Below are 26,050 nucleotides of genomic sequence, written 5' to 3'. Positions count from 1 at the left end.
CCCCAGGTAGCGGGCTTTTCACTGTTAGCATTGTTGGCGATATGACCACTTTGGGTATTGGCCCCGAGGCTCGCCGCCGGCTGGGCTCGCGCCGGACGGCCGAGATCGTCGCCGACGAACTCCGACGGCAGATCATCGACGGCGAACTGGCCGACGGCGACCTGCTGCCCCGCCAGGAGGTGCTCGTCGAGCAGTTCCGGGTCAGCCTGGTGTCATTGCGGGAAGCCTTGCGGATCCTCGAAACCGAGGGTCTGGTATCGGTGCGCCGCGGCAATCGCGGTGGCGCGGTCGTGCACGCCCCCGCGAAAGCCAGCGCGGCATACATGCTCGGACTGCTGCTACAGAGCGACACCGTGCCACTCTCAGATCTGGGGACCGCGCTTCAGGAGCTCGAGCCCATGTGCGCGGCGCTGGCGGCCCGGCGCCCCGACCGCGGCGACGAGCTCGTGCCCAAGCTCAAAGAGATCAACAAGGCGATGGCCGAGAACATCGAGGACGGACCGAAGTTCACCGAACTCGGCGGCCAGTTCCACGACGAGGTCGTCCGCGGCTGCGGCAACCACACGATGATCGCCGTCGTCGGCAGCCTCGAGACGCTCTGGACCGGTCACCTCAACTGGTGGGCACAGGAGACCACGGCGCGGGGCGAGTACCCGTCGATGAGCCAGCGCCGCATCGCCATGACGGTGCACAACAAGATCGCCGACGCCATCGAGGCCGGCGACGGCGAACGTGCCCGCAAGTTGTCGGCCCGCCACATCGCTGACACCCAGACCTACTTCAGCGCAGGCGATCCCGAGCAGCGGATCGTGGCGCTGTCGCCGCAGGCGCTGGTTCAACGTAAGCACTAGAGGTGCTCTCTAGTGCGTAACGCCCTGGTCACCGGCGGTAGCGGTGGAATCGGAAAGGCCTGCGGGCGCAAGCTCGCCGAGCTCGGCTACGACGTCGTTCTGACGGCCCGCCGCGAGGAGCCGCTGCGCGCCGCGGCGGCGGAGTTGGGTGCGCGCTACGTCGTCGCCGACGCGACGCAACCCGAGACGTTCGCACCCGCGGTGGCGGCGCTCGACCAGATCGATCTCGTCGTGCATGCGGCGGGCATCCTCGGCGGAACATACGCGCGCAAGCAGACTTTCGCGCAGTGGCGCGCGACGATGTCGGCGAATCTGGATTCATGTTTCGTCGTGACATCGGCAGTGCTGCCGAAGATGAAGCCGGGGTCGCGCTTCGTGTTAATCTCATCGTCGGCGGCACATGAACCGATGCTCGCGCGGACGGCCTACTCGGCGTCGAAGGCCGGCATGAACGCGTTCGCCGGTGCACTCGCGCGTGAGGTCGACCGCGACGGGATCAACGTGCACATCGTCACGCCGGGACCCGTCGAAACCGAGATGCTGCAGGAGGTGCCGTTCGAGATGTACGCGATCCGTGCCGCCGACGTCGCGGACGCCGTCGCCTGGCTCGACACTCTGGACCCGTCGGTCGACCTGCCCGAAATCCGTTTGCACGCCGTCACACGCGGCCCGCACGCCCGCGATCCGGTGGTCCCGCTCGAGGCCGAACGCCGCGCTCCAGGGTGATTTCGGCGTGCTGGGTCACGCTCAGCGAGACTTAGCACGCCGAAATCACAGTTCCTTGACCGTCGCCGGCAGGCCGTACAGCGCCGTCGCATTACCCCGCATGATGCGCTCACGCTGGTCGGCGGGGAACCGGCGGATCGCCCAGTCCGGCGAGTCGTAACTCCAGTGCGGGTAGTCCGTCGAGAACATGAGGTTGTCGCCGAGGTCCATCATCTCGAGATACTCGCGGTACTCCCCCAGGTCGACGTCCTCGAGAGGTTGCGTCGTGAACCGCACATGCTCGCGGACGTAGTCTGACGGCCTGCGGCGCACGTGCGGCAGATCGGCCTTGCGCTGCTCCCAGATTCGGTCCATCCGCCACATCACCGGCAGCGCCCACGTGAAGCCGCCCTCGACGAACACCACCCGCAGCTCGGGGTGTCGGTCGAAGGCACCGTCGAACACCAGGCTCATCAGATGAGACACGTACAGCAGCGGCCACGACGCGAAGAAGTCGTGCCAATGCGCGGGGTTACCGACCGGATAGATCGGGATCAACTCGTACGGTGTCTGTCCCATCAGGTGGGTGGCGACCGGGAGGCCGCTCCGGGCGGCCGCCGCGTACAGCAGGTCGAAATGTGGGCTGCCGAACGGGATCCCGCGGGTCTGCGGTGTCATCAGCACCTCGGCCATGTACGGGTGCCCGGCCCACCGCTCGATCTCCCGCGCGGCCGCTTCGGGGTCTTGGGCGGTGACACTGATCGCGCCGCGCCACCGGCCGTGCCAGTTGTTCTCGCCGAGCCAGACGTCGGCGAGCCAGTCGTTGTAGGTCGCCTTCAAGACGTGCTCGGCCTGCGGCAGCTGGGCGTCGCACATCGGCTCCAGCACAGCGATACTCACACCGGCGTCGATCAACAACTGCTTGGCGGCGAAGTCCGGATCGCTGCCCGGGATACCGCCTCCCGGCGGGGCGGCGTCCACCCGCAGCGAGTTGGTCTTGTAGGAGTCCGGCGTGTCGTAGAAGTGTGGCACCGGCGACACCGCGTTTCCCGTCGGCCAGAGCTTGTCCTTCCACTCCGCAGGCGCGTACGACTTGAGCACCTCAGCCGACACCGGCAGCGGATGGACGTCGGTGTCGACGATCGTCACCTCGACGTCACGCGCCGCGGTCTTCGCAGCAACATCCTGGGCGATCGTCATAGCAGGCTCCCTTCGACGAGCCCGTACATGTCACTTGCGTTGCGCCACAGCACTTTCTCCCGCTGGGCGTCGTTAAGACCGGCGACAACGGCATCCGGTCCGATCGTCGACCAATGCGGGTAGTTCGACCCGTACATCAGCAGGTCCGCCTTGTCGGTGAAGTCCATCCACCGCTCGACCTGACTCTCGCCCGTCGGCCCGTCCAGAGCGGACGAACAGAACCGCACATGATCTGGCAGGTACGCGCTGGGAAACCTGTCCACCCAAGGGGTTTGGTCGCGCATCGACATCCAGAACGTGTCCAGCCGCCACATCAGCGGCGTCAGGATGTCGTAGCCGCCGTCGGCGAAGACGAACCGCAGGCCCGGGTGCCTGCCGAACATGCCCTCGATGATCAGCGTCGCCAGGTGCACGAACGAGTTCAGCGGCATGAAGGCCGCATAACCCGGATACGTATAAGCATGGCCGGCGAAGGTCGGCGCATGATCGACTCCGTTACCGCCGTTGATATGCACGGCCACCGGCAGTCCGTGTGCGGCGGCGGCTTCCCAGATCGGCTCGAACATCGGCTTGCCGTACGGCTCGCGCGACTGCATCGGAACACCGACCTGCACCATTTTCGGATGACCGGCCCACCGCTCGATCTCGGCGACCGCACCCTTGACGTCCTCAGGGTTGACCCGGATGGTGCCCAGGAACCGGTTCGACGTGTCCGGTTCGAGCCAGACGTCGAGCAGCCAGTCGTTGACCGCGGCGCAGATCCGGCTGTTCAGCAGATAGTCGGCGATGTTGCCGCGCGTCAGCGGGTTGAGGATCGCGTAGTCGACACCGTTGTCGTCGAACAGATGCCGCGCCACGGTCTCCGGGTTCGAGCCCGGATAGCCGTCGCCGTACAGATCTTGCCGGTAGTCGCCGCCAGGCGCTTGGTACCACTGCTGTTCGACGTCGGGGATGGCGCGCAGCTTGTGCGGCGCCGCCAGATACCGCCGAATCTCCGAGTTGTACCGGAAATGCGGTTGGACGTTCACGTCGATGATCATGCGGTCAAATACACCTGTCCGTCGACGACGTCGACCTCGTAGGTGCGCACTCGCTTCTTCGGGTCGGCGAGGTTCTCCCCTGTGGTGATATCGAATTCCCACTGATGCCATGGGCAGCGCGCGATCTGGCCTTCGCGCACATGTCGGATCTGGTCGGGCATCTCAGGGTCGTATTCGGTGGTGCCCCTGGTGTAGCCGAGACACAGTGGAGCGCCCTCGTGCGAGCAGTAGTTCGCGATCGCGTACAGCGTGCCGTCGATGTTGTAGACGCCCACGCCGTACTTGCCGGCCTGCACCAATTTCATGGTTCCCGGAGGCAGATCCTCGATCGCGCACACCGCTCGGCGCTCCATGTCACCTCCATTCCTTGACCTAGAATACTAAAATAGTAAAGATAGAGCGACAGACGTACTAGATCTGCCGCCGGGAGGCAACCGTGACCACGAGCACCGACGCGCACGACCAATCCGCCGCCCCCGATCTGGTGAACGATCCCTACCCGTATTTCGCGCAGATGCGGAAAACCAACCCCGTGTGGAGGGGCTCGCTCCTGCAGAGCGAACTGACGCCGCCGGAGCTCAAAGACGCTGAGCATTGGGTGTTGTTCGACTTCGAAAGCGTGTTCACCGCGTTCCGTGAGGACGAGGTGTTCGGCTCGCAGATGTACCACAACACGATCGAGCTGGTCTTCGGGCCGACGATCCTCGGCATGCACGGCAAGGAGCATCACGACCACCGCAGCCTCGTGAGCAAGGCGTTCAAGCAGAGCGCCCTGGCGCAGTGGGAGCCCGAGGTGATCGATCCGATCTGCGATCAACTGGTGGACGCGTTCAAGGACGACGGCGAGGTGGATCTGGTCAAGGCGGTGACGTTCGAATTCCCCACCCGAGTCACCGCAGCCCTGCTCGGCCTTCCGCAGGACGATCTGGACATGTTCCGGAAGCTCTCGTTCGACCTGATCTCGATCATCGAGGACGTCGAGGCCGGCCTGAACGCATCCGCCGAACTGGGCACCTATTTCCAGGAACAAGTGGACCAACGGCGAAGGAAGCCGACCGACGACGTCATCGGCGATCTCGTCGCGGCGGAGATCGACGGGGAGAAGCTCTCCGACGAGGCGATCATCTCGTTTCTGCGCCTGCTGCTACCGGCCGGGCTGGAAACCACCTACCGGTCCTCGGGAAACCTGTTGCAGCTCTTGCTAACCCATCCGGACCAGCTCGAAGAGCTCCAACGGAATCGCGACCTCATTCCCGCCGCCATCGAGGAGGGCATCCGGTATGAGACGCCGCTCGTCGTGGTGGCCCGCGTCGTCAACCGCGATTTCGAGATGCACGGCATCACCATTCCGGAAGGTGCGCAGGTGAACCTGTGCATGGGGTCGGCCAACCGCGACGAGACGCGCTGGGAGAACGCGGAGGTGTTCGACATCCACCGACCGCGCCGGGCGCACATCTCCTTCGCGGGCGGCATCCACAGTTGCCTCGGCATGCATCTGGCGAGGGTCGAGACGAAGGCGATGCTCACCAGCCTCTTCGACCGATTGACGGACTTCGAGCTGATGGCCGACGACGACACGAGAATCGTTGGCATCCCGTTCCGTTCACCCAACCGCCTGCCCGTGACATTCCGCAAAGTCGCATGAGAAGTCGCGCGGCGATCCTGCACGACATGGGTCAGCCCTGGTCGGTGGAGGAGTTCGAGCTCGATCCGCCACGTGCGGGTGAAGTGCTCGTGGAGATGGCCGCCGCGGGCTTGTGCCACTCCGACGAGCACATCCGCAACGGCGACATGTCCGCGTCCAACGAGGTGATGCAGTCGTTCGGTCTGCCATCGATGTTCCCGCTGATCGGTGGCCACGAAGGCGCGGGCGTGGTGCTCGAAGTGGGCGACGGGGTGACGGCCTTCGCGCCGGGCGACCACGTCGTAAGCACCTTCGTCGCCGTCTGCGGCCAATGCAGATGGTGCAACTCCGGGATGGAATACATCTGCGACATGGGTGCGCAGGTCATGATCCCCGGTATGCCGACGGACGGCACCTTTCGCCATCACACGGCCGACGGACGAAACCTCGGTCACCTGTCGAAGGTCGGCGCCTTCTCCAAACACACTGTGGTGTCGACGGATTCGATCGTCAAGATCCCGTCGCATCTCCCGCTGCTCCCGATGGCGCTACTCTCGTGCGGCATTCCGACGGGCTACGGTTCGGTGGAGAACCGCGCCAACGTCAAGACCGGCGACACGGTCGTGGTCGTCGGGGTCGGCGGCATCGGCACCGGGGCCATCCAGGCGGCACGCATCAAAGGCGCGGCACAGATCATCGCCGTCGACCCGGTGGAGTTCAAGCAGAAGTCAGCCCTGGGTTTCGGTGCCACGCACAGCGTTTCGAGCACCCAGGAGGCCGCCGACCTCGTCCGCGACCTCACCCACGGAGTGATGGCCGACAGCGTCATCGTCTCGCCGTCGTTGATCGCGGGTGAGGACGTCCAAGCGGCGCTGACGCTGACGCGCAAGGGCGGGACGTGCGTCCTCACCGGAATGACGAAGCAACTCACGAACTCGATCTCGATCAACCTGCAGGAGTTCATCCTGTGGAACAAGAACCTCGTCGGCACGGTGTTGGGGTCGTGCAACCCCCGCGTCGACATCGCACGCTTCGCCCGCCTCTACGAAGCGGGACTGTTGCAGCTCGACGAGATGATCACCCGCCGCTATCGGCTCGACGAGATCAACGACGGCTACCGCGATCAGCTGAACGGCGAGATCATCCGCGGCATCATCGACTTCAGCCTCGACTGAATCAGTTGAGCGCGTAGAACCGCTGGGCGTTCAGTCCGCCGATCTTCGCCCGCGACTCGTCCCCGATGTCGGGGCGATTCCGCAAATGCTCTGTGCTGTGCGGCCATTCACCGTCCCAGTGGGGATAGTCGCTGGCGAACATGATGAAGTCGTCGCCGAGTACGTCGATGACGCCCGGCAATATCGGCTCCTCGGGCTCACACGTCGTCCAGATGTTGCCCGCCCGCAGATACTCCTGCGGGTCACGCCGCCAGCCACCTTCGATCCAGTCGCCGCGCTTCTCGAAATGCTCGTGCAGCCGGTCGATGAAGAACGGCACCCATCCCACCCCGGCTTCCAGGAACGCGACACGCAGGTCGGGGTGCCGGTCGAAGACGCCGCCGGAGATGAGCGCCGTCATGGCCGTCATCTGGTCGAACGGGAAACTCACACAGTGCACCTGGATGTAGTTGGTGAACCGGTCGACGCCGACCTTCGGTAGGTGCATACCCGGCGCGCCGTGGATACCGAGCGGCATGTCCAGTTCGACGGCCGCGGCGTAGAACGGGTCGAGGTCGGGGTGGTCGAGATTGCGCGTCTTGAGCGCCGGCGGGACGTGGGTCGCGACGAGTCCGAGCTCCTTGGCCTCGCGCATGACGTCGATGGCCACGGCGCCGTGTTCGATCGGCGTCACCGCGATCCCCCGCAACCGGCCGCCGCTCGAGCGGCAGTAGTCGGCGATCCACTGGTTGTAGAGCCGGGCGAATCCCGTGGCGAACTCCGGATCTTCCAGCGTCGGTGCGCACAGCCCGAGGCTCGGATACAGCACCATCGTGTCGATGTGGTCGCGGTCGGCGTCGCCGAGCACGCCCTCCGGCGACGTGTAGTCGATGCCGGGCGCCCTCGACAGCCCGTGTTCGCGCGGGCAGCCGGCACCCGGGCCTTCGGATTCCGGGTAGTTGCGGCCCTCGATGACCAGCGCGCGGCCGTCCGATCGCGGCGCGATGAAATCCGGCCAGCGCTGCATCGCCTCGACCGCGAGCGACGCACCCTCGGCGACATGGCCGTCGGCATCAATGATCCGCATGGGTGGATGCTAGAACTAGCAGCATGCCGAGCGAGACCATCCAGCAATTGCTCCGTGAACGCGCGACGGCGGACACCGTCGCGGTCAAGTACGGCGAGCGCAGTTGGACGTGGCGCGAACATCTGCGCGATGCGTCGACCCGCGCCGCCGCGCTGCTCTCGCTCACCGATCACGAGCGGCCGCTGCACGTGGGCGTGCTGATGGACAACAACCCGGAGTTCCTGAACCAGATGGCGGCCGCGGGCCTCGGCGGTTATGTGCTGTGCGGGATCAACTCGACGCGCCGCGGGGAGGCGCTGGCCGCCGATATCCGCCGCGCCGACTGCCAGATCGTGGTGACCGACGGTGAGCACCGGTCGTTGCTCGACGGTCTCGACCTCGACGGTGTGCAGATCCTGGACATCTCGACCGACGACTGGACGCGGTTGATCGAGTCCGCAGGCGACCTGACGCCCTACCGCGAGGTCGAGCCGATGGACACCTACATGCTGATCTTCACCTCGGGAACGAGTGGCAACCCGAAACCCGTACGGGTGTCTCATTTCATGGTGCTGATGTCGGGCCAGGCCCTCGTCGACAAGTTCGAGATCACCGAGGACGACACGTGCTACCTGTCGATGCCGTTGTTCCACTCCAACGCGCTGGTGGCTGGATGGGGTGTGGGGGTGGCCCGGGGCGCGGCGATGGCGCCGGCCAAGTTCTCGGCATCGGGGTTCGTCAAGGACATCCGGCACTACGGCGCCACCTACATGAACTACGTCGGCAAGCCGCTGGCCTACATCCTGGCCACGCCAGAAGGGCCGGATGACGCCCAGGTTCCGCTGCGCATCGCCTTCGGCAACGAGGCCAGCGACCGGGACATCGAGGCGTTCGAGAAGCGGTTCGGCTGCACGGTGTGGGACGGGTTCGGCTCGACGGAGAACGCGGTCATCATCACGAGGGAGGAAGGGACGCCGAAAGGCTCACTGGGCAAAGGGTTTCCGGGTGTGGCGATCTACAACCCCGAGACGGTCACCGAGTGCCCGCCCGCACGTTTCGACGAGAACGGCGCCCTGCTGAACGCCGAGGAGGCGATCGGCGAACTGGTCAACACCGACGGGCAGGGCTTCTTCACCGGCTACTACAACGCCGACGACGCGACCGCCGAACGCCTGCGGCACGGCATGTACTGGTCCGGCGACTTGGCCTACCGCGACGCCGATGGCTGGATCTACCTGGCCGGTCGCAGTGGCGACTGGATGCGAGTGGACGGCGAGAACATGGCGGCCGCACCGATCGAGCGCATCCTGAGCCGGTTGCCCGTGATCAATCTGGTCGCCGTCTATGCGGTGCCCGATGAGAACGTCGGCGATCAGATCATGGCGGCGATCGTGCTCAACGACGAAGCGTCCCTCTCGCCCGACGAGTTCGAGGCATTCCTGGCCGCGCAGCCCGACCTGTCGCCCAAGGCGTGGCCGCGATACGTCCGCATCGCACCCGATCTGCCGACCACCGCTACGCACAAGGTGCTCAAGCGTGAACTCGCCGCGCAAGGGCCGACGCCCGGCGACGGTGAACTGTGGGTCCGCGAAGAGCGCGGCACCCGATACAGCCGCGCCTGACAGCGATTTGTGTGCAATCGAGAGCGCTCACCGCTCCTCGATGCACACAATCACACCTGGCCGAGCGGTCGGCACAGGTTCGAGATCGGATTCCAGTACTCGCCGGGCGGGCAGTTGAGCGGCACGGCCGACTTGCACGTGTTGGTACCCGGATCCCAGTACTGCCCCGGCGGGCAGTTGAGTGGTTGCGCCGCACCGCCTGCCGCGGTGACGACCGCGAATACCGGAGCGCACACAGCCGCAACGATCGCCGAACGGATCAACTTTGACATGCTCAATGTTTGCCCAGCGGCCGACGATCCCAAACGCCGCGTCTGACGGCGATTTGTGTGCGTTAGAGAGCGCTCACCGCTCCTAAACGCACACAAATCACTTGACGATGACGCGCAGCTTCTCCCAGCCGCGAACCGTCGATGTCGGTGCCAGCTGCGCGGTTTCGTAGTCGACGTCCCACTCCGGCCACCGGTTGAGCAGCTCGTCGAGCGCCACGCGTCCCTCCAGCCGCGCCAGATTGGCGCCGAGGCAGTAGTGCAGACCCTTGCCGAACGTCAGGTGCGCACCGCTGCGGTGAATGTTGAACGTGTCCGGGTCGTCGTAGCGCGCAGGGTCGCGGTTCGCGGCGCCGAACAGCAGGAGCATTGCGCTGCCCGCGGGCACCGCCTGCCCGTAGGCCTCGTAATCCCTTGCCATATAACGGGCTACATGCGGACCCGTCGGTTCGAAGCGCAGGGTCTCGTCGATCGTACGGGTCAGCAGCGAGCGGTCCTGGTGCACCTCGCGACGCTGATCCGGGTGCTCAGCAAGCACTTTGGCGAGCCAGCCGATGAGCCGGCCCGTCGTCTCGTTGCCCGCGCCCGCGACCACCTGGGTGTAGTGCAGCACCTCTTTTCGGTGCAGCTTGCGAGTCACCCCGTCTTCGTCGGTGAACTCGACGTTGAGCAGGGCGGTCATCAGGTCGTCGGACGGATTCTTCGACCGCCACTCCACATAGTCGGCGTACATGCGGCCGTCGGCGATCGCATCGGCCTTGGCGACCTTCATCGGCGCACCCGGCTTGGTGCGGAGGTTCGCGTCGTTGCGGTCGCGGAACTCCACCTGCTCGGACTCCGGAATACCGAGGAGCATGCCGATGACGCGCATCGGCATCATGGCGGCGAGCTCGGCGACGATGTCGAAGCTGTCCGAACCCACCAGTGGGTCAAGGCATTTCACACAGTAGGCGCGAATCTGATCCTCGATCTCGGCCATCCGGCGTGGAGTGAACACCCGGGACATCAGCCCCCGCAGCATGGTGTGCACCGGCGGATCCTCGAACATCATCACACCCTTGGGCATGTCGAAGTCCGATTTGATCAGCTCGAGGATGTCGCTGCGCTGGTTAGAGAACGTCTCCCAGTCGTTGAGCGCCTTCTCGACGTCGGCGTAGCGGGATATCGCCCAGAAGTCGTAGCGCTCGTTGTAATACAGCGGCGCTTCCTCGCGCAGCCGCGCGTAGGTCGGGTACGGATTCGCCACGATCCCGACGTCGTACGGGTCGTAATACACCTCGGTCTCATTCGTGGTGGTCACGTGAAATCCCCTATTTCAGAAGGCTGCCGGCGTCGACGGGCAGCGTGACACCGGTGATGTAGCGGGCTTCGTCGGACGCCAGGAACAGCACCGCGTTACTGATGTCGACCGGCTCCACCCATGGGATCGGAAGGAAGTGGAACGACTGGCAGATCGGGGCGAGGTCGTCGGGCCCGGGATTTTTCAGATCGGGACGGAACAGCTGATAGGTCGGCTCGTTCATCAACAGCGGAGTGCACACGTGCGTCGGGTGCACGGTGTTGACGCGAATGTTCTTGGCGCCCAGTTCGACTGCGAATGTCCGCATCAGCCCGACGACGCCGTGTTTGGCGGCGATGTAGTGGCCCACCTGAGGGTATGCCTTGGTGCCGCCGACCGAGCTGGTGATGATGACGGACCCGCTGCCGCGGGCGAGCAGGTGAGGAACGGCGGCCTTGACCGTCTTCCACACGCCCCCGAGATTGATGTCGATGGTCTCGTCCCAGATGTCCTCGCGCATCTTGTGCAACTTGACGCCTGTGGTGCCGATGCCCGCGTTGGCCACGACGATGTCGAGGCCGCCGAGCTGTTCGACGCCGCTGTCGAGCGCGGCCTTCATCGCGTCGTAGTCGCGGACGTCGACCTGCGCGGTCACGATGCGCCGGTCCAGGTTCTTGACCATGTCGGCGGTCTCGGCGAGGTCTTCAGGTGTGGCCGCGGGCGCTGTCGAGTCCTCGAACCCGCGGCAGATGTCGATCGCGATGACGTCGGCGCCCTCTTGAGCCAACCGCACCGCGTGACTTCGGCCCTGCCCGCGTGCCGCCCCGGTGATGAACGCGACCTTGCCCTCTACCCGACCAGCCATCGACGCTCTCCTCATTGTTGGGCGATCGCCCAACATCTAGACTGCGGCCATGTCTAGCAGCACCGATGGCGAGCGGTCAAGGGGTGGACGCGCGTCGGCCACACGCGATGCGCTCATCCGAGCGACCGCCCAGGTGATGCTGGAAGAGGGGTACGCCGCGGCGACCTCGCGGCGGGTGGCGGCGAAGGCCGGCGTGAAGCCCGCACTGGTGCACTACTACTTCCCGAGCATGGACGATCTGTTCATCGCCGTGCTGCGCGACGGTGCCGAAACCAACCTCGCGCGACAGCAGCAGGCACTCATGGAGAAAGAGCCACTCCATGCGCTGTGGCGGCTCAACAGCACCCACGGTGCCCGGCTGTTCATGGAGTTCATGGCGCTGGCCAACCATCGCAAGGCCATCCGCAGCGAGATCGCCGCCTACGCGGAGCGCTTCGGAGATATAGAGGAAAGGGCCGTGGAGGCCGCGATGCGCGCGCACGGCGCGGACACGGAGGCCTTTCCGCCGGTCGTGATGTCTATGATCGTCACGAGTCTCGCGCGCATCGTGCTGCTGGAACGCGGCCTTGGGATAACCCGCGGTCACGCCGAGGCGGAAACCTTCATCAAGCATTATCTCGATCGTTTCGAAACGCCCCGGTCGTGACGCGGATGGTGACCCAGTCGTATGTTCGCGACCGTAGTGAGCAGCAGCACAAAAACTTGAGATAACCTGTGCGAAGATGAGAACTTATACGGGCTAAGTACGGACATTTGAACTGCTGCGACTGACACGGAACTCGAGGACGCTTATATGGGAGGCACGGGCCGGGGGCGATCGTCTTGATCGGCCTCGCCAAAAAGGTATGGATTCCGCTCGTCATCCTCCTCGTGGTGGTTGTCGCGGGATTCACGGTCCATCGCGTCCGCACGTTCTTCGGCCAGGACGGCATCATCGTCACCCCGAAGGTGTTCGCCGACGATCCCGAGCCGTTCGACCCGAAGGTCGTGAAGTACGAGATCTTCGGTAACGGCTCGTACGCCGACATCAACTACCTGGACCTGGACGCCAAACCACAGCGCATCGACGGCGCGAGCCTGCCGTGGTCGCTGACGCTGCAGACCACTGCACCGTCGGCGGCGCCGAACATCGTCGCGCAGGGCGACGGGTCCACGATCACCTGCCGCATCACCGTCGATGACGAAGTGAAGGACGAACGCACTTCCACCGGCTTGAACGCTCAGACTTTTTGTTTTGTCAAGTCCGCATGAGTACACCCACCAGCGAGGCACCGACTGAGGCATTTCCGCCCGTCGAACCGACTGCGCGGCCGTTCATCCCGCGGATGATCCGCGCCTTCGCGGTCCCGATCATCCTCGTCTGGATCGCCGTCATCGCGGTGCTGAATACCACTGTGCCCCAACTGGAAACGGTGGGTCAGATGCGTGCGGTCTCGATGAGCCCGGATTCGGCGCCGTCGATGATCGCGATGAAGCGCGTCGGGCAGGTGTTCCAGGAGTTCGACTCCGACAGCTCCGCCATGGTCATCCTGGAGGGCGACAAGCCGCTCGGTGAGGACTCCCGCGAGTTCTACGGCGAGATGATCAAACGCCTCGAAGCGGACAAGAAGCACGTCCAGAGCGTTCAGGACTTCTGGAGCGACCCGCTGACCGCCTCCGGAGCGCAGAGCAGCGACGGTAAGGCCGCCTACGTCCAGGTCTACCTCGCAGGCAACCAGGGTGAATCGCTGGCCAACGAGTCGGTTGAGGCCGTCAAGAAGATCATCGACGACATGACGCCGCCACCGGGCGTCAAGGTCTTCGTCACCGGCGCGGCCGCACTGGCAGCCGACCAGCACATCGCCTCCGACCGCAGCATGCAGATGATCGAGGCCGTCACGTTCACCGTGATCATCGTGATGCTGCTGCTCGTCTACCGCTCGGTCGTCACCGTCGTGTTGACCCTTGTGATGGTCGTGCTGCAGCTGTCGGCGGCCCGCGGGGTCGTGGCGTTCCTCGGCTACCACGAGATCATCGGCCTCTCGACCTTCGCCACGAACCTGCTGGCGACGCTGGCCATCGCCGCGGGTACTGACTATGCGATCTTCCTGATCGGCCGATATCAGGAGGCTCGTTCGGCCGGCGAAGACAAAGAACAAGCGTTCTACACGATGTACCGGGGAACGGCCCACGTCGTGCTGGGTTCCGGCCTCACCATCGCCGGCGCCACCTTCTGCCTGAGCTTCACCCGGCTCCCCTACTTCCAGACACTCGGTGTGCCGCTGGCCATCGGTATGACCGTCGGTGTCGTCGCCGCGCTGACTCTCAGCGCCGCGATCATCGTCGTGGCGGGCAGGTTCGGCAGGACCCTCGACCCGAAACGCGCGCTGAGGGTGCGCGGCTGGCGCAAGATCGGCGCCGCTGTGGTCCGGTGGCCCGGCCCGATCCTGGCGTCGACGATCGTCCTCTCGTTGGTCGGTCTCTTGACGCTGCCCGGGTACCGCACCAACTACAACGACCGCAACTACCTTCCCGCGGACCTGCCCGCGAACGAGGGATACGCGGCGGCCGACCGGCACTTCTCGCAGGCGCGGATGAATCCCGAACTGCTGATGATCGAGAGCGACCACGACCTGCGCAACTCCGCGGACTTCCTCGTCATCGACAAGATCGCCAAGCAGGTGTTCCGGGTTCCGGGCATCTCGCGGGTCCAGGCCATCACCCGGCCAGACGGAAAGCCGATCGAGCACACGTCCATCCCGTTCCAGATCAGCATGCAGGGCACGACCCAGCAGATGAATCAGAAGTACCTGCAGGACCGCATGGCGGACATGCTCGTCCAGGCCGACGAGATGGAGAACACCATCGCGACGATGGAGAAGATGTCGTCGCTCACCGAGCAGATGGCCGCCACCACGCACTCCATGGTCACGAAGATGAAGTCGATGACCCTCGACGTGGCCGAATTGCGGGACAACATCGCGAATTTCGACGATTTCTTCCGGCCGCTGCGCAACTACTTCTACTGGGAACCGAAGTGCTTCAACATCCCGGTCTGTTGGGCGTTGCGGTCGATCTTCGACACTCTCGACGGCATCGACACGATGACCACCGACATCCAGGAACTGATCCCGGATATGGAGCGGCTGGACGCGTTGATGCCGCAGATGGTCAAGCTGATGCCCGAGATGATCGCGACCATGAAGACCATGCGGACCATGATGCTGACCATGTATGCCACCCAGAAGGGCATGCAGGATCAGATGGCCGCGATGCAGGAGAACTCGTCGGCGATGGGCGAGGCGTTCGATGCGTCGATGAACGACGACTCCTTCTATCTGCCGCCGGAAGTCTTCGACAACGCAGAGTTCAAGAAGGGCATGGAGAACTTCATCTCGCCCGACGGCAAGTCGGTGCGGTTCATCGTCGCCCACGACGGTGACCCGATGACGCCGGAAGGTGTCGCGAGGATCGACGCGATCAAACAGGCCGCCAAGGAAGCCATCAAGGGCACCCCGTTGGAGGGGTCGACGGTGTACCTGGCCGGCACCGCGGCGGTGTTCAAGGACATGTCCGACGGCAACAACTTCGACCTGATGATCGCCGCCATTTCGGCATTGGCCCTGATCTTCGTCATCATGCTGATCCTCACCCGAAGCGTGGTGGCCGCCGCCGTCATCGTCGGCACGGTGCTGACTTCGCTGGGCGCTTCGTTCGGCCTCTCGGTGCTGATCTGGCAGCACCTCATCGGCATCGAACTGCACTGGATGGTGCTGGCGATGTCGGTCATCATCCTGTTGGCCGTCGGAGCCGACTACAATTTGCTCCTGGTATCAAGGCTCAAAGAAGAGCTGCATGCCGGGGTCAACACCGGGATCATCCGCGCGATGGGCGGAAGCGGCTCGGTGGTCACCACAGCGGGTCTGGTGTTCGCCTTCACGATGATGTCGATGGCGGTCAGCGAACTCACAGTTATCGGACAAGTCGGAACCACCATCGGGCTCGGCCTATTGTTCGATACGCTAGTAATCCGGTCGTTCATGACACCGTCCATCGCGGCGTTGATGGGCAAGTGGTTCTGGTGGCCACAGCGGGTTCGGGCACGGCCGGTGCCCGCGCCGTGGCCGCAACCACCGCAGCAGTTGGCCCCTGTGGGCCCTGAGGGAGGACAGCAGTGAAACGATTGATGGGGGTCGGGATCTCTATCGCCGCAGCAGCACTGCTGTCGGCGGCGCCCGCACAAGCCGACGTGGACACGGACTTCACCAATTTGCTGCACACCTACGGCATCTATGGGCAGAAGGACTACAACGCCTGGATCGCGAAGATCGCGTGCAAGCGGTTGCACAACGGCCTGGACAAGGACGCGACGATGTCGGCCAAGTTCATCCATGACCAGCTCGTCCTGGACAGCACCACCGAACAGGCGTGGCAGTTCCTCGGTGCCGCCCTGCGCATGTACTGCCCGGACCAACTGCCGATCCTCGACCAAGCCGCCGCGGCGCAGCAATAGCTAAGGAGTACAGGATGTTTCGCAAAGCGACTATTGCGGCAGCCGCCCTGGGCTGTGCGGCGATGATCTTCCCGGCCACGGCTTCCGCCGATGCCACCGACGAGTATCCGATCCCGAATCGGATCATGCGGACCACCTGCACCGTCGACCAGTACATGGCCGCCGCACGGGACACGGACCCGATCTACTACGAGCGGTACATGATCGACTACAAGAACCGTCCGGCCGACGTGCAGGCCGGTGCCCGTAACCGGATCTACTGGTTCTTCTCGCTGGACTACGCGGGCCGCAGGCAGTACTCCGAGAACACCGCGACCAACGTCTACTACGAGCAGATGGCGACGCGCTGGGGCAACTGGGCCAAGCTGTTCTTCAACAACAAGGGCGTCGTTGCGCACGCGACCGAGGTCTGCATGAACTACCCGCCGGTCGATCCGACGGTCTGGAACTGGTAGCCGCCGGTTACGGCAGCGCGCTGAACAGCGGGTTGACGACGGCCTGAGCCGGGTCAACCACAGGCGTGGTCGGCAAAGCCGCGGGCTGCGCCGCTGGTAGGGGCGCAAGGTTTGCCACGGTCGCTGGCAACGATGCCGGCCCCGGCAATGACGGGCTCGCAGCATGCTCCGGCGCGACCTGGAGTGCACTCTCGGTCGACAGCGGTACGACCGGTGTCTGCTGTACGGGTGCTGCGATGACGGGGGATTTTCGCGTCGGCGCCGGCTTGGGATGCCCCGCGACCAGGTGCACCACATCGGGAGCGGACGGCTCAGCAGCTGGTGCCGTCACGGCGTGAAACCCGAGCGAGGCCGCGTCGGGCTGTGTCTCCGACGGACGGGACGGCAGCTGACCTGCGAGATCCGGACCCACGACGAACAGCACGGCCGCGCCCGCGGCAACCGCGACGGCCGCGCGGGCCGGCGTCCGCCACTTCGACTGCGGTCGCGACGGCACGGTGACGGGCAACCGGATGGGAACCGTCTCGGCGTTCGAATACACACCCAACGCGGCGCCGCGCGCGAGGGCTTGCAGCGCCTCGTTCGAAGCGTCGGTCGCGGCGAGAGGTACCGATACGACCTTGTCGAAGCCCAGGTCGGGCAGTGCCTTCAGCACCAGGCTTGCCGCCTCGGCGGCGTCATCGGTCCAGGTGACACCGACCGTCGCGAGGTCCTGTCCGCCAGCGGCGGCGATCGTTCGTACTCCGCGCACGGTCTCTAGGTATTTGGTGAGTGAGCCGCAGCCGACGTCACAGACGTCGTGGTCGAGGACCTCCGAATCGGCGCTGGATCCGTCGAGCACGACCCAGCCGACACCGCTGGGCGTCAGCGAAAGCCCCAGTACCGTCCCCACCGCTTCTCACCTTCGTCTGTGAAACTGATTGCGGTCGACGTTGACCTGCGACGCCCACACGCTAAGCGATTAATCGCTATACCGCTCGTTGTATTACCTGGCGGCGGGCGTTTCGCTCTGGCCGAATTGAACTTTGCCGCGGTTGGTGTGACGAATCCGCGTGACGAAACGACGTAAGAGTATGACGACGATCACACGCATTCTTTGCCTTCTTGGACTGCCAGCTGTTGCCCTGCCCATTGCCCTCACCACTGTCGCGCCCGTCGGCGCCCAGCCCTGCCCCGACGTTGAAATCGTCTTCGCGCGAGGCACCACCGAACCGTCCGGCGTCGGAGGGATCGGGCAGGCGTTCGTCGACGCATTACGGTCGCGGCTCGGCGGCCGGTCGGTGGGCGTCTACGCGGTCAACTACCCCGCGAGCCGCAATTTCAGCTCCAGCACCCCTGCCGGTCGCGACGATCTGAGCGCTCACGTTCAGTCGATGGCCGCCAGTTGCCCGAACACCCGACTGGTGCTCGGCGGCTACTCCCAGGGCGCCGCCGTCGTGGATCTGGCGGCAGCCGCGATGCCACCCGCGCTCGCCGACCGGGTCGCCGCCGCCGCCCTATTCGGCGGACCGCGCAGCAGCTTCGCCGATTCGCTCTCCCCCGGCCCACTCCCCTCGGTCGGTCCGCTGTTCGCCGGCAAGACCGCCGACATGTGCGTGCCCAACGATCCGATCTGCTCGGAGGGCGGACGGGATTGGGGCGCGCATGGCGCGTACGTCAGCTCTGGGCTGGTCGACCAGGCGGCATCGTTCGCCGCGGCGCGGTTGTAGATTCCCGCGAACGGGCCTGATCTGGTAGGAACTAAGACAGGCTTAACACTGTAGGGAGGAGCTCCGCGAGGTGCCCAACTGTGTTACGGCTGGGCGCAATATCCGTGGACGTAGCCCATCGATCCGAATGAAGCCCCGAATGACCACCCGATGAGCGCTCCCGTCCGCGACCCCGCCACGCCACCCGTGCACGATCGGCGCACCGGCATTGCCAAGTGGATCCGCCGGCTGGCGGTGCCGATCATCATCGGCTGGGTCGTCATCGTCGGCATCCTCAACTCGACCGTGCCGCAGCTCGAAGTCGTCGGCCAGATGCGGTCGGTGTCGATGAGTCCATCCGAGGCGCCGTCGGTGATCGCGATGCAGCGCGTCGGCAAAGTGTTCGAAGAGTACAAGTCGGACAGCGCGGTGATGATCGTCCTCGAAGGGGACGAACCACTGGGCGCGGACGCGCACGCGTACTACGACGAACTCATCAGGAAGCTCGAAGCCGACAAGACGCACGTCGAGCACGTTCAAGACTTCTGGGGCGATCCGTTGACGGCGGCCGGCGCGCAGAGCGCCGACGGCAAGGCCGCGTACGTGCAGGTGTATCTCGCAGGCAACATGGGCGAGGCGCTGTCCAACGAGTCGGTTCTACAGGTCAAGAAGATCGTCGAAGGGCTTCCTCCACCGTCGGGCGTGAAGGTGTTCGTGACCGGGGGCTCCGCCTTGGTAGCCGACCAGCAGATCGCCAGCGACCGCAGCATCCGGATCATCGAGATCGTCACCTTCATCGTGATCATCACGATGCTGCTGCTCGTCTACCGCTCGATTTTGAGCGTCATCCTCGTGCTCGTGATGGTGGTTCTCACACTCTCGGCCACCCGCGGCGTGGTGGCGTTTCTCGGCTACCACGAGCTGATCGGCCTGTCGACGTTCGCGACGAATCTCCTCGTCACGCTTGCGATAGCCGCGGCGACGGACTACGCCATCTTCCTCATCGGCAGATATCAGGAAGCGCGAGCGCTCGGCGAGGACAAAGAGTCGGCCTTCCACACGATGTTCCACGGCACCGCGCATGTGGTGCTCGGCTCGGGGATGACGATCGCGGGCGCCACCTTCTGCCTGTCGTTCACCCGGTTGCCGTACTTCCAGACCCTGGGCATTCCGCTGGCGGTCGGCATGGCCACAGGCGTGCTCGTCGCGCTGACGCTGGGTCCGGCGATCATCACCGTGGCGAGCAGGTTCGGCATGTTGGAACCCAAGCGCGCCATGCGGATTCGCGGCTGGCGAAAGATCGGCGCCGCGATCGTCCGCTGGCCGGCGCCGGTTCTGCTCGCGACCGTCGCGCTGTCGCTCGTCGGACTGCTCACCTTGCCCGGGTATCAACCCAGCTACAACGACCGCAAGTATCTGCCTGCCGACCTGCCCGCCAATCTGGGCTTCGCTGCCGCCGAACGGCATTTCTCGCCGGCGACGATGAACCCGGAATTGATGCTCATCGAGAGCGATCACGACCTGCGCAACTCGGCGAACTTCTTGGTGATCGACAAGATCGCCAAGGCGATCTTCCGGGTCCCCGGTATCGGCCGGGTCCAGACGATCACCCGCCCCGACGGTAAACCCGTGAAGTTCAGCACGATCCCGGCGCAGATGAGTCTGGGCGGAGTGGGCCAGGACCTGAACCGCAAGTACATGCAGGATCGCATGGCGGACATGCTCGTGCAGGCCGACGAGATGCAGGTGACCATCGACACGATGACTCGCATGTCGGACTTGATGGGCGAGATGAGTGCGACCACGCACAGCATGGTCGAGAAGATGCGCAACACGACCGTCGATATCGCCCAATTGCGGGACTTCATCGCAAATTTCGACGATTTCTTCCGCCCGGTCCGCAACTACTTCTACTGGGAACCGCACTGCTTCAACATCCCGGTGTGCGCGTCGATGCGGTCGATTTTCGACACACTCGACGGTGTCGACACGACGACCAAAGACGTTCAAGAACTGCTTCCCGATCTCGAGCGGCTCGATTCGCTTATGCCGCAACTGATTGCGTTGATGCCGCAACAGATCGAGACGATGAAGAAGATGAAGAACATGATGCTGACCATGCATGCGAGCCAGGCCGGCTTGCAGGATCAGCAGGCCGCCCAGTCGGAGAACCAGTCGGCGATGGGTGACGCGTTCAACAACTCGTGGAACGACGACTCCTTCTATCTGCCGCCGGAGATCTTCGACAACGAAGAGTTCAAACGGGGCATGGACAACTTCATCTCACCGAACGGCCACGCGGTCCGATTGATCATTCAGCACGAGGGAGATCCGCTCAGCGCCGAGGGAATCGATCGCATTGAGGCGATCAAGCACGCCGCCAAGGAGGCGATCAAGGGCACCCCGATGGAGGGCTCGACGATCTACCTCGGCGGCACCGCCGCGGCATTCAAGGACATGCAGGAAGGCAACAACTACGACCTTCTCATCGCGGGCATCCTCGCGCTCGCGCTGATCTTCGCCATCATGCTGATCATCACCCGAAGCGTCGTCGCGGCCGCGGTGATCGTCGGCACCGTGGTGTTGTCGCTGGGCGCGTCGTTCGGCCTGTCGATCCTGATCTGGCAGCACATCCTGGGCATTCAGCTGCAGTTCATGGTGATGGCGATGGCGGTCATCATCCTGTTGGCCGTCGGCGCCGACTACAACCTGCTGCTGGTCGCCAGGTTGAAGGAGGAGCTGCCGGCGGGGATCAACACCGCGATCATCCGGGCGATGGGTGGCAGCGGGTCGGTGGTGACGTCGGCGGGTCTGGTGTTCGCCTTCACCATGATCTCGATGGTCGTCAGTGAGCTGACGGTGGTCGCGCAGATGGGTTCGACGATCGGCATGGGCCTGTTGTTCGACACGTTGGTGATTCGCGCATTCATGACCCCGTCGATCGCGGCGCTGCTGGGCCGTTGGTTCTGGTGGCCGCAGATTGTGCGCACCCGACCGCTGCCGGCGACGTGGCCTCAGCCGCAGCAGGTCTCCCAGAGTTAAACCGGTTGGGGCAATGGCTTTTTCGCGCCTGCGCAGACGCGGGCGGCCGCGGCCGCGACGAGGAAGCCGCCCAGGGTGACCACGCCGGTGAGATCACCTAATCCGTTCTTGGCCAGCAGAACCAGCACCACGCCCGCGATCACGATGAGGATGCCGGCAGCGGTCGATCGAGCGCCGATGGCCGCAACGGGTGCGTCCCACCACGGGAGCCGACGATGTTCGAGCGGCGAGAGCAACATGAACATCGCGAACATCACGACCGCGAACACCACGGCCCGCAGCGCGAGCATCGCCCAGAAGTACGGTGCGTCAACGTCATATGCGTCCAACCCCAAGGCATGGAGGGTGAAGGTGGCCACCGCGATCGCGGGAATATGCCACAGGTACAGCGTCATCGCTCCCCCGTTGCCCATCGCGACCATGTACCAGACGCGGGGCCGTTCGGCCCACTTGCCGATCGCTTTTGCGACGGCGACGAACAGGAACGACATCCACGTGCAGTGCAGCGCGAGCAGCAGGGTCGGCGGTGAGACGTTGGAAACGCGTTCCGTTCCCGTGACCACCAGGGAGACCTCGTAGGAGCCGACGGCCGCGAGCACGAGCTGTGCGATGAACGCGGATACGGCGGCGACGAGCGCGGTGCGCGGGCTGATCAGATGTCGTGCGTAGGCGACGCCGATCACCATCGGGATCAGCCAGACGATCACGAAGTTGGCGATGCCCGCCATCGGCTCACCGACGGCGAACCGGAGTGCGTCGAACGCCGCCGAGGTGGCGATCAGTGCCACGACGGTGACGGCGACGGTGCGGCCGTTCGACATCCGGGTGAGCGCCGGGACGAAGGCCAGCACGACCAGGTAGACCCCGAGGAACCACAGCAACGCGACGCACTCCCTGCCGATGCGGACGGCGGAGTCGGCGCCGAGGAGTTGATAGGTCACCACGACGCCGATCGACCATGCGGCGAGGTACCAGAAGACGGGCCGGCACAGCCGCTGTGCCCTCTTGACCAGCCAGGTGCCCCATGCCGAGCCCGGATGCCAGCCGTAGGCGCCCGCGGCCCCGCCGGCGAGGAAGAACAGGGGCATGACCTGGACGATCCAGGTGATCGGTGCGATGGCGGGTATCTCGCCGAGCAGGTTGCCGATCCGCAGACCGGTGCTGTCGATCGTGGCGAGCAGCAGGGCGCAGTGCCCGAACATCACCACGACGAGGGCGGCGAGGCGGGCGACGTCGACAGCGCGGTCGCGGTCGGCGGGGGTTTCGGCAGCGACTTTGCCGACGGCGGACCCGGACTTGGTGAGCGTCATGCGTTCAGGATGCCGTGCCGTCCACCCCCGCGGATGAGTAGTACTACGCGAGTCGCCACGCAACACTCCGCGGCAGCGACGTCATGTGGACGCTTCGGCGACGCCGAAACCGCTGGACGCGGACGTCTCGTTGGGGCACAAAACCCTAAGAGACCACGAAGTCTGCGATGCAACGAGAGCGACGACAGTAGAGTGCTGAGCCGTGGCGAGAAACCTGCTAGCTAACGGCCGAGGCCGCTGGTTGGCGGTCGTGCTTTCGCTGGTTGTCTCCGGAGGCATGCTCTACGCCCAGAGCGTCGACCGTACGCCGCACGGCCCGAAGCCCGCGGCGGTTGCGCCGTCGTCCTCGCCGGAGTCCGGACCGCCGGGCGAGCCGATCATGACCATGCCAGTCCCGGCCGAGGCGGAACTGCTGGCGGCCAGTGCACCCGCCGCAGCGCGGGACATCCCGTTCGCACTGCCCAAGGGTGTCGCGCCCGAGGAGGGGCTGCAGGTCAGGACCATCTGGGCGGCGCGGGCCATCAGCGTGATGTTTCCCGAGATCACGACGATCGGCGGGTACCGGCAGGATCCGCTGAAATGGCATCCCAACGGGCTGGCGATCGACGTGATGATCCCGAACCACAGCAGCGAAGAGGGCATCGCGCTGGGCAACCAGATCGCCGGGCTCGCGTTGGCCAACGCGAAGCGGTGGGGCGTCCTGCATGTGATCTGGCGGCAGGGCTTCTACCCCGGCATCGGCGCACCGAGTTGGACGGCGGACTACGGCAACGAGACCGCCAACCACTTCGACCATGTGCACATCGCCACCGCCGGCGGCGGCTACCCGACCGGGAACGAGACGTACTACTACGGCTCGATGAGCCCGGAACCAAAGAACTGATCGCGTGCGCTTCCTACCGAGGATGTCGACGGCCATCCAGTGCACGAACCTGGGGATCGCGCACGCCGAGTTGCGAGCCGCCGTCGACTTGGTTGTTTGCGGTGCCGACGCCGCAGATCCGTTGCGCACCGGCGCTGGCCAGCCGGTCTCGCCCTGATTCCTCAGTAATCATGATCGCTCTGTGAGCGGTAGCGTTTCGTAGTCGTATCGCCGTGAGGAGGCCCGCAGATGGTCGGTTTTAGCCCCATGCACTTGATCTTCATGGCGGTACTCGTGTTGATCGTGGTCGGAGTGGTGGTTGCCGTCGTCCTCAGTGTGCGCGCCCTTGCAAAGCCGAAATCATCGACGCCCGATGCGTATTCGGCAATGGCTCCGGGATGGTATCCGGATCCAAGCAACCCGAGCGCGCAGTTGCGGTACTTCGATGGCTCCGCGTGGACCGGGTCTACGCATCCTCCTGGTTGACGCTGACAATCTTGGCCGCACGATGAGCCGTCTTTGCGAACTCGCCTACTACCTTCGTAATGACACGCGCATTTGCAACCGGGTCCGCGTCCAAGTTCGTCATAAGCAACACTGCGACGTGTTCGATGATCGGCCAGTGACGTTCAAGGTCGTGATGCCAGGCCAGAGCTTGTCAAGATTTCTGTGTAGGTGGCTGGTTTACAGGTAGGGGTTGATTCGTTCGGGGTAGGTCAGGGCCAGTGCGCCTAGTGCTTGTTTCCAGCCGTTGGTGCGTGCTCCCTCGACGAGGCGCTTGGTGCGTGAGCGGTCTCCGGTCTTGAGTGGGTCGTCGTAGAACTTCTGGCGTTCTCGAGCGCGTTTGTCCTCGATGTTGCAGATCGCCAGCCACAGCAGCTTGACCGCGGCCTGATCACTGGGAAAGTGTCCGCGGTTCTTGATGATCTTGCGTAACTGGTAGTTCAGCGATTCGATCGCGTTGGTGGTGTAGATGATTCGCCGCAGATCTGGCGGGAACGCCAAGAACGGGATGAACCGCTCCCAGGCATTACGCCAGGCGATCACTGTCGTCGGATTCGACTGTCCCAGAGCCGAATTAGCGAACTCCTCGAACGCCTCGGCTGCCGCGTCGGCGGTGGGAGCGGTGTAGATGGTCTTCAGTGCCGCCGCGATCTCCTTGCGCTTTCCGTAGGAGACAAACCGCATGGAATTGCGGATCAGATGCACCACGCAGGTCTGCACAGTGGCCTGCGGCCACGTCGCCTCGACAGCCTCGGCGAACCCATTCAACCCGTCGGTGCACACGATCAGGATGTCCGTGACCCCACGATTGGCCAGCTCGGCACAGACCCCGGCCCAGAACTTCGCGCCTTCGTTGGCCGTCACCCAGATCCCCAGCACGTGGCGGATGCCATCGAGATCGACACCCACGGCGATGTGGGCGGCGCGGTTCTTGACCTGGTGACCGTCACGGATCTTGATCACCAGCGCGTCGAGATAGACGATCGGATAGAGCTCCTCCAGCGGCCGTTTCTGCCACTGAATGACCTCCTCGAGCACTGCATCGGTGATCTTGGAGACCGTCTCGTGGGAAAGCTCGGTGCCGATCGTGGTGGCCAGATGATGCTGAATATCGCGGATCGTCATCCCGCCGGCGTAAAGCGAGATGATCATGTCGTCCAGACCGCCCAGGCGCCGTGCACCCTTAGGGACCAGCGTCGGAGTGAAGCTCCCGTCGCGATCGCGCGGGATCGCTAACCCGACGTCACCGACCTCGCTGGCCACGGTCTTAGGTGTGAACCCGTTACGAGCATTGGGTAGTTCACGCCCGACCGGATCACCCTTCTCATAACCCAGGTGGTCAGTGAGCTCAGCGGCCAACCCGCGCTCCAGAACGGCTTTGACCATCTCGGGCAGAAACCCGCCCTCACCGGTCAACTGCAACTGACCGGCATCGATCTTGGCTAACACATCATCCAACACACCCGCAGACTTCAACGCCTCCATGGCATCAGCGCCCGACATCGGCTCGTCAGTGGTCACATCCATCGATACTGCTCCAATTCATCAGGAGCCACAGCTACACAAAACATCTGACACGCCCCCAGGCCAGATCCTGCGGGACAACACGATTCGTCGTCACTTCGTAGTCCGGCTGGAACACCCGCCACACGGCTTCATCGATGAGTGAGCGCGAGCCGCCGGTTTCCTGCTGGTACGCCCACAGATCGCACGTGTTCTCTAGAAACACCCGAGTCACGTGGTCATCGAACGAGAGTCCGCTGTCGTCCAACGCATCGAGGCTGTGTCCGCGCCACTGAAAGCGAGCTTCGGCCCACGCGCCTGCGTATGCGACAAACGCGGCATGGCACCTCTCGCCGCGCCAGGCGGTGCCTCCGTGACGACTCCGGGTCGACCGAATGCTGACGCTGACGAGCGTACTGCCGGTCATCACCACCGCGACGGCGTGGGCGGCCTCGTGATGGGCCGTGACTGAAAGATCATCGAGTGACATCCTGCGTCAGAGGCTACGGAATCACACCG

General features: G+C 64.5%; 24 protein-coding genes and 1 pseudogene. 14 read left to right on the top strand and 11 right to left on the bottom strand.

The genetic code is table 11. From position 1 onward, the window contains the following. Positions 1 to 41: 41 nt before the first annotated feature. Entirely contained in the window at positions 42 to 851 is an 810-nt protein-coding gene (locus G6N43_RS16025) for a FadR/GntR family transcriptional regulator (protein ID WP_083150686.1), read from the top strand. Between the two features lie 12 nt (positions 852 to 863). After that, positions 864 to 1,577 carry an SDR family NAD(P)-dependent oxidoreductase gene (locus G6N43_RS16020; RefSeq protein WP_083150685.1) on the top strand — a complete coding sequence of 238 codons (714 nt, stop codon included), beginning with the start codon at positions 864 to 866 and terminating at the stop codon, positions 1,575 to 1,577. 45 nt (positions 1,578 to 1,622) lie between these two features. Here G6N43_RS16020 and G6N43_RS16015 read toward each other — a convergent pair whose 3' ends face one another. Genes G6N43_RS16015 through G6N43_RS16005 form a run of 3 tightly spaced genes read right to left on the bottom strand, consistent with a single transcriptional unit; the run spans position 1,623 to position 4,149 of the window. Next, positions 1,623 to 2,756: an amidohydrolase family protein gene (locus G6N43_RS16015; RefSeq protein WP_083150684.1), complete on the bottom strand. Its 1,134-nt coding sequence runs from the start codon at positions 2,754 to 2,756 to the stop codon at positions 1,623 to 1,625. Then, a complete protein-coding gene (locus G6N43_RS16010; RefSeq protein WP_083150683.1) occupies positions 2,753 to 3,796 on the bottom strand; it encodes an amidohydrolase family protein in 1,044 nt (347 codons plus the stop codon). Before G6N43_RS16010 ends, G6N43_RS16015 begins: the two co-directional genes overlap by 4 nt. Next, complete coding sequence (locus G6N43_RS16005; RefSeq protein ID WP_083150682.1) at positions 3,793 to 4,149, bottom strand: Rieske (2Fe-2S) protein; 357 nt, start codon at positions 4,147 to 4,149, stop codon at positions 3,793 to 3,795. Before G6N43_RS16005 ends, G6N43_RS16010 begins: the two co-directional genes overlap by 4 nt. 83 nt (positions 4,150 to 4,232) lie before the next feature. Here G6N43_RS16005 and G6N43_RS16000 point away from each other — a divergent pair, with 83 nt between their 5' ends. After that, positions 4,233 to 5,441, top strand: coding sequence for a cytochrome P450 (locus G6N43_RS16000; protein WP_110810358.1), 1,209 nt, complete (start codon positions 4,233 to 4,235; stop codon positions 5,439 to 5,441). After that, positions 5,438 to 6,595, top strand: a complete 1,158-nt coding sequence (locus G6N43_RS15995) for a Zn-dependent alcohol dehydrogenase (RefSeq protein WP_083150681.1) — start codon at positions 5,438 to 5,440, stop codon at positions 6,593 to 6,595. The genes G6N43_RS16000 and G6N43_RS15995 overlap by 4 nt, the downstream gene beginning before the upstream one ends. Position 6,596: 1 nt before the next feature. Here G6N43_RS15995 and G6N43_RS15990 read toward each other — a convergent pair whose 3' ends face one another. Further along, positions 6,597 to 7,661 (bottom strand): amidohydrolase family protein, encoded by a 1,065-nt coding sequence (locus G6N43_RS15990; RefSeq protein ID WP_083150680.1) that lies wholly within the window; start codon positions 7,659 to 7,661, stop codon positions 6,597 to 6,599. Between the two features lie 23 nt (positions 7,662 to 7,684). On the opposite strand from G6N43_RS15990, the gene fadD1 reads away from it, so the two are divergent. After that, complete coding sequence (fadD1, locus tag G6N43_RS15985; RefSeq protein ID WP_083150679.1) at positions 7,685 to 9,262, top strand: fatty-acid--CoA ligase FadD1; 1,578 nt, start codon at positions 7,685 to 7,687, stop codon at positions 9,260 to 9,262. A 50-nt stretch (positions 9,263 to 9,312) separates the two neighbouring features. On the opposite strand, the gene G6N43_RS15980 is transcribed toward fadD1, so the two are convergent. The 3 genes from G6N43_RS15980 to G6N43_RS15970 all read right to left on the bottom strand — a co-directional run bounded on the left by G6N43_RS15980 (position 9,313) and on the right by G6N43_RS15970 (position 11,675). Further along, positions 9,313 to 9,534, bottom strand: coding sequence for a hypothetical protein (locus G6N43_RS15980; RefSeq protein WP_083150678.1), 222 nt, complete (start codon positions 9,532 to 9,534; stop codon positions 9,313 to 9,315). Between the two features lie 97 nt (positions 9,535 to 9,631). Then, positions 9,632 to 10,831 (bottom strand): cytochrome P450, encoded by a 1,200-nt coding sequence (locus G6N43_RS15975; protein ID WP_083150677.1) that lies wholly within the window; start codon positions 10,829 to 10,831, stop codon positions 9,632 to 9,634. A 10-nt stretch (positions 10,832 to 10,841) separates the two neighbouring features. After that, the gene (locus G6N43_RS15970; protein WP_083150676.1) at positions 10,842 to 11,675 is read right to left on the bottom strand and encodes a mycofactocin-coupled SDR family oxidoreductase; all 834 of its coding nucleotides are present in this window, start codon (positions 11,673 to 11,675) and stop codon (positions 10,842 to 10,844) included. Positions 11,676 to 11,811: 136 nt separating this feature from the next. Between G6N43_RS15970 and G6N43_RS15965 the strand changes: the two genes are divergently transcribed. The 5 genes from G6N43_RS15965 to G6N43_RS15945 all read left to right on the top strand — a co-directional run bounded on the left by G6N43_RS15965 (position 11,812) and on the right by G6N43_RS15945 (position 16,622). Further along, on the top strand, positions 11,812 to 12,321 hold the full coding sequence (locus G6N43_RS15965) for a TetR/AcrR family transcriptional regulator (protein ID WP_234810079.1): 510 nt from the start codon (positions 11,812 to 11,814) through the stop codon (positions 12,319 to 12,321). A gap of 176 nt (positions 12,322 to 12,497) precedes the next feature. Next, positions 12,498 to 12,926, top strand: coding sequence for an MmpS family transport accessory protein (locus G6N43_RS15960; protein WP_083150674.1), 429 nt, complete (start codon positions 12,498 to 12,500; stop codon positions 12,924 to 12,926). After that, positions 12,923 to 15,832 (top strand): MMPL/RND family transporter, encoded by a 2,910-nt coding sequence (locus G6N43_RS15955; RefSeq protein ID WP_083150673.1) that lies wholly within the window; start codon positions 12,923 to 12,925, stop codon positions 15,830 to 15,832. Before G6N43_RS15960 ends, G6N43_RS15955 begins: the two co-directional genes overlap by 4 nt. Further along, on the top strand, positions 15,829 to 16,167 hold the full coding sequence (locus G6N43_RS15950) for a DUF732 domain-containing protein (RefSeq protein ID WP_110810357.1): 339 nt from the start codon (positions 15,829 to 15,831) through the stop codon (positions 16,165 to 16,167). Before G6N43_RS15955 ends, G6N43_RS15950 begins: the two co-directional genes overlap by 4 nt. A gap of 14 nt (positions 16,168 to 16,181) precedes the next feature. Further along, complete coding sequence (locus tag G6N43_RS15945; RefSeq protein WP_083150671.1) at positions 16,182 to 16,622, top strand: DUF5078 domain-containing protein; 441 nt, start codon at positions 16,182 to 16,184, stop codon at positions 16,620 to 16,622. A gap of 7 nt (positions 16,623 to 16,629) precedes the next feature. On the opposite strand, the gene G6N43_RS15940 is transcribed toward G6N43_RS15945, so the two are convergent. Beyond that, the gene (locus tag G6N43_RS15940) at positions 16,630 to 17,514 is read right to left on the bottom strand and encodes a DUF7159 family protein (protein WP_083150670.1); all 885 of its coding nucleotides are present in this window, start codon (positions 17,512 to 17,514) and stop codon (positions 16,630 to 16,632) included. 181 nt (positions 17,515 to 17,695) lie between these two features. On the opposite strand from G6N43_RS15940, the gene G6N43_RS15935 reads away from it, so the two are divergent. Both G6N43_RS15935 and G6N43_RS15930 read left to right on the top strand, forming a co-directional pair. Next, a complete protein-coding gene (locus G6N43_RS15935; RefSeq protein WP_083150669.1) occupies positions 17,696 to 18,331 on the top strand; it encodes a cutinase family protein in 636 nt (211 codons plus the stop codon). A 150-nt stretch (positions 18,332 to 18,481) separates the two neighbouring features. Beyond that, complete coding sequence (locus G6N43_RS15930; protein ID WP_083150668.1) at positions 18,482 to 21,352, top strand: MMPL/RND family transporter; 2,871 nt, start codon at positions 18,482 to 18,484, stop codon at positions 21,350 to 21,352. On the opposite strand, the gene G6N43_RS15925 is transcribed toward G6N43_RS15930, so the two are convergent. Beyond that, on the bottom strand, positions 21,349 to 22,662 hold the full coding sequence (locus tag G6N43_RS15925) for an acyltransferase family protein (protein WP_083150667.1): 1,314 nt from the start codon (positions 22,660 to 22,662) through the stop codon (positions 21,349 to 21,351). The two genes, G6N43_RS15930 and G6N43_RS15925, sit on opposite strands and share 4 nt — an antisense overlap. A 202-nt stretch (positions 22,663 to 22,864) precedes the next feature. On the opposite strand from G6N43_RS15925, the gene G6N43_RS15920 reads away from it, so the two are divergent. Both G6N43_RS15920 and G6N43_RS31080 read left to right on the top strand, forming a co-directional pair. Then, the gene (locus G6N43_RS15920) at positions 22,865 to 23,545 is read left to right on the top strand and encodes a VldE C-terminal domain-containing protein (protein WP_165761864.1); all 681 of its coding nucleotides are present in this window, start codon (positions 22,865 to 22,867) and stop codon (positions 23,543 to 23,545) included. A gap of 228 nt (positions 23,546 to 23,773) precedes the next feature. Then, a complete protein-coding gene (locus G6N43_RS31080; RefSeq protein WP_337360499.1) occupies positions 23,774 to 24,010 on the top strand; it encodes a DUF2510 domain-containing protein in 237 nt (78 codons plus the stop codon). Between the two features lie 198 nt (positions 24,011 to 24,208). Here G6N43_RS31080 and G6N43_RS15910 read toward each other — a convergent pair. Then, positions 24,209 to 25,599, bottom strand: a pseudogene (locus G6N43_RS15910) (IS256 family transposase). Beyond that, positions 25,587 to 26,021: a hypothetical protein gene (locus G6N43_RS15905; protein WP_083157905.1), complete on the bottom strand. Its 435-nt coding sequence runs from the start codon at positions 26,019 to 26,021 to the stop codon at positions 25,587 to 25,589. Before G6N43_RS15905 ends, G6N43_RS15910 begins: the two are co-directional and overlap by 13 nt. Positions 26,022 to 26,050: the final 29 nt, after the last annotated feature.

Source organism: Mycolicibacterium moriokaense (assembly GCF_010726085.1).
Lineage (GTDB): Bacteria > Actinomycetota > Actinomycetes > Mycobacteriales > Mycobacteriaceae > Mycobacterium > Mycobacterium moriokaense.
This window is presented reverse-complemented; position numbering and strand designations above follow the sequence as displayed.